The sequence below is a fragment of the Phenylobacterium sp. genome (assembly GCF_025351295.1).
Taxonomy (GTDB): Bacteria; Pseudomonadota; Alphaproteobacteria; order Caulobacterales; family Caulobacteraceae; genus Phenylobacterium.
In genome coordinates this window covers 17,055-26,986 of sequence record NZ_JANXWD010000048.1, presented here as the reverse complement: position 1 = coordinate 26,986, position 9,932 = coordinate 17,055, and the positions used below count along the sequence as shown (strand labels likewise).

The 9,932-nt window shown below is 70.6% G+C and carries 12 protein-coding genes; 8 read left to right on the top strand and 4 right to left on the bottom strand.

Annotated features, from left to right (window positions below; genetic code table 11):
- Nucleotides 1-4 precede the first annotated feature (4 nt).
- Both Q0R13_RS07565 and queG read left to right on the top strand, forming a co-directional pair.
- The gene (locus Q0R13_RS07565) at nucleotides 5-694 is read left to right on the top strand and encodes a glutathione S-transferase family protein (protein ID WP_293901819.1); all 690 of its coding nucleotides are present in this window, start codon (nucleotides 5-7) and stop codon (nucleotides 692-694) included.
- Nucleotides 675-1,832, top strand: coding sequence for a tRNA epoxyqueuosine(34) reductase QueG (gene queG, locus Q0R13_RS07560; RefSeq protein WP_293901816.1), 1,158 nt, complete (start codon nucleotides 675-677; stop codon nucleotides 1,830-1,832). Before Q0R13_RS07565 ends, queG begins: the two co-directional genes overlap by 20 nt.
- Nucleotides 1,833-1,989: 157 nt before the next feature.
- On the opposite strand, the gene rfbC is transcribed toward queG, so the two are convergent.
- Complete coding sequence (gene rfbC / locus Q0R13_RS07555) at nucleotides 1,990-2,577, bottom strand: dTDP-4-dehydrorhamnose 3,5-epimerase (protein ID WP_293901813.1); 588 nt, start codon at nucleotides 2,575-2,577, stop codon at nucleotides 1,990-1,992.
- Between rfbC and Q0R13_RS07550 the strand changes: the two genes are divergently transcribed.
- The gene (locus tag Q0R13_RS07550) at nucleotides 2,576-3,601 is read left to right on the top strand and encodes a glycosyltransferase family 2 protein (protein WP_293901810.1); all 1,026 of its coding nucleotides are present in this window, start codon (nucleotides 2,576-2,578) and stop codon (nucleotides 3,599-3,601) included. The two genes, rfbC and Q0R13_RS07550, sit on opposite strands and share 2 nt — an antisense overlap.
- 133 nt (nucleotides 3,602-3,734) lie before the next feature.
- On the opposite strand, the gene argE is transcribed toward Q0R13_RS07550, so the two are convergent.
- On the bottom strand, nucleotides 3,735-4,904 hold the full coding sequence (gene argE / locus Q0R13_RS07545) for an acetylornithine deacetylase (protein WP_293901807.1): 1,170 nt from the start codon (nucleotides 4,902-4,904) through the stop codon (nucleotides 3,735-3,737).
- Nucleotides 4,905-5,033: 129 nt separating this feature from the next.
- On the opposite strand from argE, the gene Q0R13_RS07540 reads away from it, so the two are divergent.
- Both Q0R13_RS07540 and Q0R13_RS07535 read left to right on the top strand, forming a co-directional pair.
- Nucleotides 5,034-5,726, top strand: a complete 693-nt coding sequence (locus Q0R13_RS07540; RefSeq protein ID WP_293901804.1) for a thioredoxin family protein — start codon at nucleotides 5,034-5,036, stop codon at nucleotides 5,724-5,726.
- 408 nt (nucleotides 5,727-6,134) lie between these two features.
- Nucleotides 6,135-6,470: a DUF2794 domain-containing protein gene (locus Q0R13_RS07535; protein WP_293901801.1), complete on the top strand. Its 336-nt coding sequence runs from the start codon at nucleotides 6,135-6,137 to the stop codon at nucleotides 6,468-6,470.
- An 88-nt stretch (nucleotides 6,471-6,558) separates the two neighbouring features.
- Here the strand turns inward: Q0R13_RS07535 and Q0R13_RS07530 are convergent, their stop codons facing one another.
- The gene (locus Q0R13_RS07530) at nucleotides 6,559-7,305 is read right to left on the bottom strand and encodes a Bax inhibitor-1/YccA family protein (RefSeq protein ID WP_293901798.1); all 747 of its coding nucleotides are present in this window, start codon (nucleotides 7,303-7,305) and stop codon (nucleotides 6,559-6,561) included.
- Between the two features lie 116 nt (nucleotides 7,306-7,421).
- Between Q0R13_RS07530 and thpR the strand changes: the two genes are divergently transcribed.
- A complete protein-coding gene (gene thpR, locus Q0R13_RS07525) occupies nucleotides 7,422-7,955 on the top strand; it encodes an RNA 2',3'-cyclic phosphodiesterase (protein ID WP_293901796.1) in 534 nt (177 codons plus the stop codon).
- Between the two features lie 42 nt (nucleotides 7,956-7,997).
- On the opposite strand, the gene Q0R13_RS07520 is transcribed toward thpR, so the two are convergent.
- Complete coding sequence (locus Q0R13_RS07520; RefSeq protein WP_293901794.1) at nucleotides 7,998-8,390, bottom strand: DUF2237 domain-containing protein; 393 nt, start codon at nucleotides 8,388-8,390, stop codon at nucleotides 7,998-8,000.
- Nucleotides 8,391-8,452: 62 nt separating this feature from the next.
- Here Q0R13_RS07520 and Q0R13_RS07515 point away from each other — a divergent pair, with 62 nt between their 5' ends.
- Nucleotides 8,453-9,316: a CoA ester lyase gene (locus tag Q0R13_RS07515; protein WP_293901791.1), complete on the top strand. Its 864-nt coding sequence runs from the start codon at nucleotides 8,453-8,455 to the stop codon at nucleotides 9,314-9,316.
- A complete protein-coding gene (locus Q0R13_RS07510; RefSeq protein ID WP_293901788.1) occupies nucleotides 9,313-9,930 on the top strand; it encodes a hypothetical protein in 618 nt (205 codons plus the stop codon). The genes Q0R13_RS07515 and Q0R13_RS07510 overlap by 4 nt, the downstream gene beginning before the upstream one ends.
- Nucleotides 9,931-9,932 lie beyond the last annotated feature (2 nt).

The window sequence follows — 9,932 nt, the reverse complement described above, 5'->3', positions numbered from 1 at the left end:
TCCGATGAGCGTCGAACGCATCCTGCATCACTTTCCCCTCGATCCCGTCTCCCGCCTGGTCCGCCTGGCGCTGGGGGAGAAGCGCCTGCCGTTCGCCGAGGTCTCGGTGCGCTACTGGGAGCGGCCGCGCGAGCTCACCAAGCTGAACCCGTCGGGCATGGTCCCGGTGCTGGTGGAGACCGAGCCGGGTCAGCCGCCGCTGGTCCTCTGCGAAGGCCGGGCGATCCTGGGTCACCTCGAGGAGGCCTATCCCGAGCCCGCCCTGATAAGCCGCGAGCCGGCCGAGCGGGCCGAGGCGCGGCGCCTGATGACCTGGTTCGAGGGAAAGTTCGCCTTCGAGGCCGGCGGCTATATCCTGCACGAGAAGGTCGAGAAGCGGCTGATGGGCCTGGGCGCCCCGGAGCTGGCCAACCTGCGCCAGGGCAAGGACGCCCTGAAGGTCCACCTGTTCATGTTGGACGACCTGCTGCAGGCGCGTGAGTGGCTGGCCGGCAAGCGGCTGTCGATGGCCGACTTCACCGCCGCCGCCCATCTGTCGGTGATCGACTATTTCGGCGATGTCGCCTGGAAGGAATTCCCGGCCGCCAAGACCTGGTACATGAAGCTGAAGTCCCGGCCCTGCTTCCGGCCGCTGCTGGCCGACCGCTGGCCCGGGCTCGCCCCGGCCAGGCACTATGACGACCTCGACTTCTGACGCCCCCGAAGACCTGATCCGCGCCGGAGCCCTGGCCCTCGGCTTCGACGTCTGCCGCTTCACCGACCTCGACCAAGCCTGGCCCGCCGCCGCGCGGCTGGACGCCTATGTCGACGCCGGCCGCCATGGCGAGATGGGCTGGATCGCCGAGACGCTGGAGCGCCGCCGCCACCCGCGCGCCATGTGGAGCGCGGCCCGCTCGGCCATCGTCCTGGGGGTCAACTACGGGCCCGACCGCGATCCGCTGGCGATCCTGGGCCACCCGACCCGAGGCGCGATCAGCGTCTACGCCCAGGGCGACGACTATCACGACGTGATCAAGGCGCGGCTGAAGGCGCTGGCCCGCGGGCTGGTTGCCCGGTTCGGCGGCGAGCTGAAGGTATTCGTCGATACCGCGCCCTTGCTGGAGAAGCCGCTGGCGGAACGCGCCGGCCTGGGCTGGCAGGGCAAGCACACCAACCTGGTCAGCCGCGAGTTCGGCTCCTGGCTGTTCCTGGGCTCGATCCTGACCACCCTGGACCTGACGCCCGACCCGGCCGACCCCACCGGCTGCGGAACCTGCCACGCCTGCCTGGATATCTGCCCGACCAAGGCCTTCCCGGCGCCCTACCAGCTGGATGCGCGGCGCTGCATCTCCTACCTGACCATCGAGCGGAAGGGGCCGATCCCGCCGGAGTTCCGCGCGGCGCTCGGCAACCGCATCTACGGCTGCGACGACTGCCTCGCCGTCTGCCCCTGGAACAAGTTCGCCCAGGCTGGCCGCGACCAGAAGCTGGCCGCCCGCGACGCCTTGACGGCGCCCTCGCTGGCCGATCTTGCTCGCCTGGACGACGCCGCCTTCCGCGCCCTCTTCACCCGGAGCCCGGTCAAGCGCATCGGCCGCGACCGCTTCGTGCGCAACGTGCTGTACGCGATCGGCAACGCCGGCGATCCGGCGCTGGCGGCCGAGGCCCGGCGCCTGCTGGACGATCCCGCCCCGGTGGTGCGCGGGGCGGCAGTGTGGGCGCTGTCACGATTGCTGGGCGGGGCGGCGTTCGAGACGCTGGCCGCCAGTCGCATGAAGGATGAAGGCGACGCCGCTGTCCTCGCCGAATGGACCGCCTCCTCTCCCCCGGCGAAGCCGAGAGGGAGAGGGTAGGGAGAGGGTCGGCTGGGCCTCTGCGTCTCTCCCGTTGGCGACCCAAGGACCCGCAGCGGCGACGTGCATGGGTCCTGGCTGGACCACCGCCGGATCACGTCCTTACGCGCCGACCCTCTCCCTACCCTCTCCCTCTCGCTTCCCGGGGGAGAGGAGATCAGAACGCCACCGCCCCCAGGTCCTTCAGCCGTGGCAGCACCTGGTCCTTGCCCGACATCACCGGGTCGCCATCCAGCGGCCAGGGGATCGCCAGGTCGGGGTCGTCCCAGGCGAGGCCGCCCTCACTCCCGGGCGCGTACGGCGCATCGACCTTGTAGAAGATCTCGCAGTCGGTGGTGATCGTGCAGTAGGCATGGGCGAAGCCGCGCGGGATCCACAGCTGTTCGCCGCGCTCCGCCGTCAGCTCGGCGCTCACCCACTGGCCGTAGGTCGCCGACCCGGCCCGGATATCCACCGCCACGTCGAAGATCGCCCCGCGCAGCGCCCGGATCAGCTTGCCCTGGGCGTTCGGCGCGGTCTGGAAGTGCAGGCCGCGCAGGGTGCCCTTCTGGGCGCTGAAGGCCTGGTTGTCCTGCACGAAGGTGGTCTGCGCCACCGTGCCGGTCAGGGCCTTCTCGCTCCAGGTCTCGGCGAACCAGCCGCGCGCATCGCCATGCCGCCTGGGCGTGATAAGCAGAACGTCGGGAATCGCCAGCGGCGTGATCGTCGTCATGTTCTTCCAGTGGTGCGGGTGAAGCTGTCGCATGGCGCAGCGAGCGAGCGATGACAAGGCCGAAGCGCCGGCGCTGACCGTCTGCGTGATCGCCTACAATTCCGGCCCGACGCTGCGCACCTGCCTGGAGCGCCTGGAGGCGCAGACCTTCCGCGACTTCGAGACCCTGGTGATCGACAACGCCTCGCCGGATCCTGGCGACGTGGCGATCGCGGCGGGCTTTCCTTCCGTGCGGCTAGTCCGCAACGGCGAGAACATCGGCTTCGCCAGGGCCGGCAATCAGGGCGCGCGGCTGGCGCGGGGCCGCTGGTACGTACTGCTCAACCCCGACGCCTTCGCCGAGCCCGACTGGCTGGCCGAGCTGATGGCCGCCGCCCAGCGCCATCCGCAGGTCCGCTCATTCACCTCGCGCCAGATGATGGCCGACGCGCCCGGCCTGCTCGACGGCCTGGGCGACGTGATGAGCATCTGGGGCATCCCCTACCGCGGCGGCTACATGAGCCGCGATACCGGCCAGGCCTTCGAGGGCGAGGTGTTTTCCCCCTGCGGCGCGGCGATGATGATCGACCGGCAGCTGTTCCTGGGGCTGGGCGGGTTCTACGAGCCCTACTTCTGCTACTCGGAGGACGTCGACCTCGGCTACCGCCTGCAGCTGGCCGGGGAGCCGACCCTGCTGGTCCCGCACGCCGCGATCCATCACCTGGGCTCCGCCTCCTCGGGCGGGCGCAAGTCGGAGTTCGCGGTCTACCACGGCACCCGCAACCGCTTCTGGGGGGTCTACAAGAACACCCCCTGGACCCTGCTGCCGCTGGTGATCCCGCTGCACCTGATGGCGGTGGTGTTCATCTCGTCGCGGCGCCCCAACTGGCCGCACGCCGGCATCGTCTGGCGCGCCTTCGTGGACTCGCTGAAGGGCCTGCCGGTCATCCTGCGCGACCGCAAGGCCGTGCAGGCCGGCCGCCGCGTCGACATCGCCGACGTCGCCCGCGCCATGACCTGGAACCCCAAGGACCTGACCTACCGCCGCCCGGTGATCCGGCCGCTCAGGCCGATGTGATTTCCGCTCAGCCCGGCGAAGGCCGGGACCCAGATCGCAGATCTCCAAGGGCTGACGGGATGGGCGCGGCGCCCATCGAACCCGCTTCCCAGCTCTCCCATCTGGGTCCCGGCATTCGCCGGGATGAGCGGATTCAGGTTTCCGACGCCCACTCGATCAGCCGGCGCATGAAGTGGGCGCCGCGCTGCATCTGGGAGACCTCGACATATTCGTCCGGCTGGTGGGCCTGGTCGATGGAGCCTGGGCCGCAGATCACTGTCGAGAAGCCGGCCTGCTGGAACTGCCCGGCCTCGGCGGCAAAGGCCACCACCCGCGGCGGGCCATTGTCGCCGGCCATCCGCCGGGCGAACGCCTCGGCCACGCCGTCACGCTCGGGGACGAACGGCGGCACGTCGGTGCGCTGTTCCACCATCACCCCGGCCTCCGGCGCGCGGGCCTTCAGGGTGCGGTCCAGTTCGGCCGCCTCGGCCAGGAACGGCGCGATGATCTCCTTCGGCGTCCGCGGCCCGGGGGTGCGCAGGTCGAAGACGAAGTGGCACTCCCGCGCCAGGATATTGTGCGCCGTGCCCCCGTGGACGATACCGATGGTCAGCGTCGGGCCCTTCGGCGTGAACGGCGAGGCGGGGTCGGCCTCGTCCCAGAGCCGCGCCGACAGGGCGTTGAGCGAGGCCATCAGCTTCACCGCCTCCATCACCGCTGAGACCCCCAGGTGCGGCTGGCTGGAATGGACCTCGCGGCCGGTGACGCTGACGTGGAAGGTGGCGATGCCCTTGTGGCCGTTCACCGCCTCCATGTTGGTGGGCTCGCCGACCACGACGACGGCCGGGGCCGGCAACTCGCGGGCGATCACGTCGATCATCTGCGGCGCGCCCAGGCAGCCGATTTCCTCGTCGTAGGAGAAGGCCAGGTGCACCGGCCGCTTAAGGTTCGCCGCCGCCAGTTCGGGCGCCGCGGCCAGAGCCAGGGCCAGGAAGCCCTTCATGTCGCAGGCCCCGCGCCCATAGAGCCGCTCGCCCTTCTGGACCAGGGCGAAGGGATCGGTGCTCCAGGGCTGGCCGTCCACCGGCACCACGTCGGTGTGGCCGGACAGCACGGCGCCGCCCGCCACCGCCGGGCCGATGGTCGCCATCAGGTTCGACTTCGACCCGTCGGCGTTCGGCACCCGCCGGTGCGGCACGCCCAGCCCGTCGAGATAGGCCTCCACCCATCCGATCAGCTCGAGGTTGGAATGCCGAGAGGTGGTGTCGAAGCCGACCAGCTTTTCCAGCAGGTCGCGCGCGGCGGGGTACAGATCCTGGGCCATCACGCCTGCTTAGACCCCTGCGGGCCGGCGTCCACCCCCACCCGTGCGGCGAGGACCTTTCGGAGCCAGCGCTCCATCTCACGCCTTCTTGTGATTTACAGCCCCCGGAACACTCCTTAAGTCGAGGCGATGCGGAAGGCCGCGCTTCTCAGCCTCATCCTCCTGGCTTGGCCGGTCGCCGCGGTGGCTAAAACCCCGGTCCTGGTGGAGCTGTTCACCGCCCAGGGCTGTGGCGCGTGCCGTGACGCCAACACCTACCTTGGCAAGCTGTCGGAGCGGCCGGGCGTCCTGGCCCTGACGTTCTCCGTCGACTACTGGGACTACCTCGGCTGGACCGACACCTTCGCCAGGCCGGAATATGCCGAGCGGCAGAAGGCCTATGTCACCCGGCTGAAACTGCGCGAGCCCTATACGCCGCAAGTGGTGGTCGACGGCCGCGAAGAGGCCCAGGGCCTGAAGACCGCCGAGGTGGACCGGCTGGTCCGCCAGGCCGCCGGCGTGCCGCACACGGCGCCGGAGATCCATTTTGTGGGCGGCCGGCGCGTCGACGTCGGCTCTGGCCGGGTGGCCAAGGGGGGGGCCGAGGTCTGGCTGATCCGCTACGACCCGCGCGCGGTCGAGGTGGCGGTGAAGACCGGCGACAATCGCGGCGAGACCGTCGTGCAGAAGAATGTGGTGCGTGAGATGAAGCGCCTGGGCCTCTGGCGGGGCAAGCCCCAGGCCTTCCGGCTGCCGGCGGCCGACGATGGGCTGAAGACCGTGGTGCTGCTGCAGGGGCCCAAGGGCGGCCGGGTGCTGGGCCTCGCCCAGCCGCACAGCTAGAGCGCGCCCGGCGAAAGTGGATGCCGGTTTCGCCGCCCGACACGCTCTAATTCAAAGAGTTAGAGCCTTTCGGGTTCAAGTGAGTCCACTTGAACCCGAAAAGCTCTGGACGCGCGGACAGACCCCACAAACGCCAACCCGCGCGGCTGGAGAGATCCGCGCGGGTTCACGACTGGAGGGTCTTGGGGTAGTGCGCCGGTTGATCAGTCCACCGATCCAGGGGGGGCTGGGGGGGCTGTTCAGGATCCGGGACCAGCAGTTCGCTGACCAACCGACAATGCCAATATCGGAGCCTCATCAGGCCGCGAAGGGACCGAAATAAGGTCATTTCACGGCGCGACGACTGGGGTTCTACGCCGCGGATTCGGGGTGGCGGGAGGCGGTTCGTTCAGTTTAGCATCCGAATCGATGGCATTCGATCCGAGCTATTCGGCCCCCCGGCAGGCTGGAGTGTTCTTCGAGCGGCGCGAGCTGGAGCGGCTGCTCCGGCTTTACGGCCGCATGGTCGCCGCCGGCGAGTGGCGCGACTACGGCATGGACAGCCTGCACGAGGCCTGTGTGTTCTCGGTCTTCCGCCGCACCGCCGAGGCGCCGCTCTACCGCATCGAGAAGCGTCCGGCCCTGGCCCGCAAGCAGGGCGCCTGGGCCATCGTCGGCCAGGGCGGCCACATCCTGCGCCGCGGCCACGACCTGGAGCAGGTGCTGCGGTTCTTCGACAAGGGCCGATTCTCGGTCGTCGACTGAGGCCCGCCAGCCCCCAACGCGCGACCCCGCATACGAAAAACCCCGGCGGTGGCCCGCCGGGGTCGGTTCGTCTGGCCTGCGGCGCGGCTTAGCGGCGGCTGCCGAAGATCGCGAGCAGGAACTGGAAGAGGTTGATGAAGTCCAGGTAGAGGCTGAGCGCGCCCCAGCTGGTGGCTACGCCCAGGGCGGATTCGTCGCCGCCCAGCTCGTAGTACTGCATCTTCAGGCGCTGGGTGTCGTAGGCGATCAGGCCGGCGAAGATCAGCACGCCGATCACATTGACGATCATTGCCATCGCCGAGCTCTGCAGGAACACGTTGATCAGCATGGCGCCGACCAGGCCCCAGAGGCCCATGATCAGGAAGCTGCCCATCCCGGTCAGGTTCTTCTTGGTGGTGTAGCCCACCAGGGAGAGCGCGCCGAACGAGGTCGCGGTCAGCAGGAAGGTGGTGCCGATCGAGGCGCCGGTGTAGCGCAGCACCACGACGCCCAGCGAGGCGCCGATCAGGCTGACGATGGTCCAGTAGAGCGCCGCCGCCGACTTCGGCGTGGCGTTCCGGAGCGCGAACGACCCGAACAGGATCACGCCCAGCGGCGCGAAGGCGATGACCCAGCCCAGGATGGAATAGCCGACGCGCCCGTTGGCCACGGTGAACATCAGGTCGCGCACGGGCGCGAAGGAGCCGGTGAGATAGGCCAGACCGGCCGAGAGGACGAGGCCCAGCGCCACCTTGTTGTAGACGCCGAGCATGAAGCGCCGGAGGCCCACGTCCACGGACATGTCGGCGCGGTCCGTCGGGACCGATCGCGCGAAACCGCGGTTGAAGTCGCTCATGAGAGCAAAGCCCTTAGGGTTAGGCGTCGCAAATCGGACGCCTGCTGAATATCGGTGTCCGCTGTGGCCTAAGCAAGGCCTGACACGCGCCAGGGGTTTTGGGTATTCAGGCGGCCATGATCCGCCTGTTCGCCGCCCTGGCCATCCCCGACGACATCGGCCGCGCCCTGCAGACCCGCCAGGCGGGCCTCGAGGGCGCCCGCTGGCGGCCGCTGGAGGCCCTGCACGTGACGCTGCGGTTCATGGGAGATGTTCGCCAGGACGTCGCCCGCGACCTGGACGCCGAGCTGCTCAAGATCGTCGGCCGGCCGTTCGACATCGCCCTGGAGGGGGTCGGGTCGTTCGCCGACGGCGCAGACATCCACGCGGTCTGGGCCGGGGTCGGGGAGAGCCCGGAGCTACGCCGCCTGGCCGACGCCTGCGAGGCCGCCGCCCGCCGCGCCGGTCTGGCGCCCGACCGCCGCCGCTACCGCCCACACGTCACCCTGGCCTACCTGAAGCGCGCCGATCCGGCGGAAGTCGCGGTCTGGATCCAGGCCCACAACCTGCTGCGGTCCCCGCCGATCCGCGTCGAGCGCTTCGGACTCTATTCCAGCACCCTGGGCGGCGAGGGCTCGCGGTATCGGCTGGAGGCGCAGTACCCGCTCTGACCGCTTCGCCGGAGCTCCCCCGATGGGGAGCGACTTGGAGCGCTACGCCTCCACCGCATAGTCCTTCAGCACCCCCAGCGACACGATCGCCAAGGTCTCCTCGTGGGTGCTCTCCAGGACCAACCTGGGCGCGGCGTTGGCGTCGAGGGCTTCCTTCCAGCGGGGCGCGCAGAGGCACCAGCGGTCGCCGGGGTTGAGGCCGGGGAAGCCCAGGTCGGGGCGTGGCGTCGAGAGGTCGTTGCCGGCGCGCTTGGAGAAGGCCAGGAACTCGGCGGTCATCACCGCGCAGACGGTGTGCAGGCCGACATCGTGCGGCCCGGTCTCGCAGCAGCCGTTGCGGAAGAAGCCGGTGACCGGGTCCAGCGAGCAGGGGACCAGTTCCTGGCCCAGGACGTTGCGGGCGCCGGCGTCGTAGCGGATCGGGCGTGTGGCCATGGCGCCATCCTAAACGCTAAGACTGGACCCGCGCCAAGTCGCCAAGCAGCCTCAGGTCCCGCATGAACGCCCGTCCGCGCCGCAGCGCCCTCTACATGCCGGCCTCCAACGCCCGCGCCATCGAGAAGGCGCGCGAGCTGCCCTGCGACGTGGTGATCCTGGACCTGGAGGACGCGGTCGGCCCCGACGCCAAGGACGAGGCCCGCGCCAACGCCGTGGCCGCGGTCCGGGCCGGCGGGTTCGGGGCCCGCGAGCTGGTGGTCCGCGCCAACGGCCTCGACACGCCCTGGGGCGAGGCGGACCTGGCGGCGTTGGCTCAGGCCGGGCCCGACGCCGTGCTGGTCCCGAAGATCTCGGCGCCGGAGGACCTGGCGGCGGTGCGGGCGCGCCTGGGTGAGGCCTTGCCGATCTGGGCTATGATCGAGACCTGCCAGGCGATGTTCCGGCTGGACGCCCTGGGCGCCCAATCCACCAATGTGGGTGTCGAGGCCTGGGTGATCGGCTCCAACGACCTGGCCAAGGAGATGCGCTGCGCGTTGACCGTGGAGCGCGAGGCTCTGATCTCGGCGCTGACCGTGAGCCTGATGGCCGCCCGGGCGCACCGGATCGCCATCCTCGACGGGGTGTTCAACGAGATCGCCGACCCCGGGGGGTTCCAGCGCCAGTGCGCCCAGGCCGCGGCGTTCGGCTTCGACGGCAAGAGCCTGATCCACCCCAGCCAGGTCGCCCCCGCCAACGCCGCCTTCACCCCGGACCCGGCCGCCGTGGCCTGGGCGCGGGTGGTGGTGGACGCGTTCGGCGCGCCGGAGAACGCCGGCAAGGGCGTGCTGAAGGTCGAGGGCCGGATGGTGGAGCGGCTGCATTTCGCCGAGGCCCGGCGGCTGATCGGCGTCGCCGACGCCATCGCGGCGCGCGAGGCCGCATGAGGTGGACCGGAGCGGCCATGGCGGGGCTGCTGGCCATGCTGGCGACCGCGCCCGCGTCCGCCCAGGCGCCGCCGCCGTCGATCGACGCCCTGCTGAACCGCCAGCCGCCGGCCAGGGGCGTTGATCCCGAGGAACCGGACACCGCGGCGGCCTCCACGACCCGGCCCGCGCCGGCTCCCTATGCGCCTCGCAAGCGCTCGACCCTGACCGCCCCGGTGCGGATCGAGGAGACCGACAAGAGCCCGGATGGGCCACCGTCCGCCGCCGACCTCGCCTATGACGGCCGGATCCGCTCCTCCATGGCCTCGGCCCAGGGGTTCCAGGGCCCGCTGGACGGCGGCTGGACGCTCGCGGCGGGGGCGCGGGAGCTCTATGCCCTGCAGCTGATCGACCGGAATGGCGCGGTGGAGGGCGCCTGGCGCGACCTGCGCCGGCCCGGCGCCCTGGACGCCTCGGGCTTCATCGACCAGGTGGAGCGGGCCGGCGGCGAGCTAACCGTCCGCTTCGCCGGCGGCGCCGTGGCGATCCTGCACGCCGACGACGGCCGCTGGTCAGGTGAGCTGTCGGAGGGCGGGCGGGCGGAATCGGTCACACTGCGGCGGCGCAATCCGTAGGG

Coding starts and splice junctions, on each gene's coding strand:
- Q0R13_RS07565 (WP_293901819.1), top strand. CDS start 5: ATGAGCGTCGAACGCATCCTGCATCACTTTCCCCTCGATCCCGTCTCC.
- queG (WP_293901816.1), top strand. CDS start 675: ATGACGACCTCGACTTCTGACGCCCCCGAAGACCTGATCCGCGCCGGA.
- Q0R13_RS07550 (WP_293901810.1), top strand. CDS start 2,576: ATGGCGCAGCGAGCGAGCGATGACAAGGCCGAAGCGCCGGCGCTGACC.
- rfbC (WP_293901813.1), bottom strand. CDS start 2,577: ATGCGACAGCTTCACCCGCACCACTGGAAGAACATGACGACGATCACG.
- argE (WP_293901807.1), bottom strand. CDS start 4,904: ATGGCCCAGGATCTGTACCCCGCCGCGCGCGACCTGCTGGAAAAGCTG.
- Q0R13_RS07540 (WP_293901804.1), top strand. CDS start 5,034: ATGCGGAAGGCCGCGCTTCTCAGCCTCATCCTCCTGGCTTGGCCGGTC.
- Q0R13_RS07535 (WP_293901801.1), top strand. CDS start 6,135: ATGGCATTCGATCCGAGCTATTCGGCCCCCCGGCAGGCTGGAGTGTTC.
- Q0R13_RS07530 (WP_293901798.1), bottom strand. CDS start 7,305: ATGAGCGACTTCAACCGCGGTTTCGCGCGATCGGTCCCGACGGACCGC.
- thpR (WP_293901796.1), top strand. CDS start 7,422: ATGATCCGCCTGTTCGCCGCCCTGGCCATCCCCGACGACATCGGCCGC.
- Q0R13_RS07520 (WP_293901794.1), bottom strand. CDS start 8,390: ATGGCCACACGCCCGATCCGCTACGACGCCGGCGCCCGCAACGTCCTG.
- Q0R13_RS07515 (WP_293901791.1), top strand. CDS start 8,453: ATGAACGCCCGTCCGCGCCGCAGCGCCCTCTACATGCCGGCCTCCAAC.
- Q0R13_RS07510 (WP_293901788.1), top strand. CDS start 9,313: ATGAGGTGGACCGGAGCGGCCATGGCGGGGCTGCTGGCCATGCTGGCG.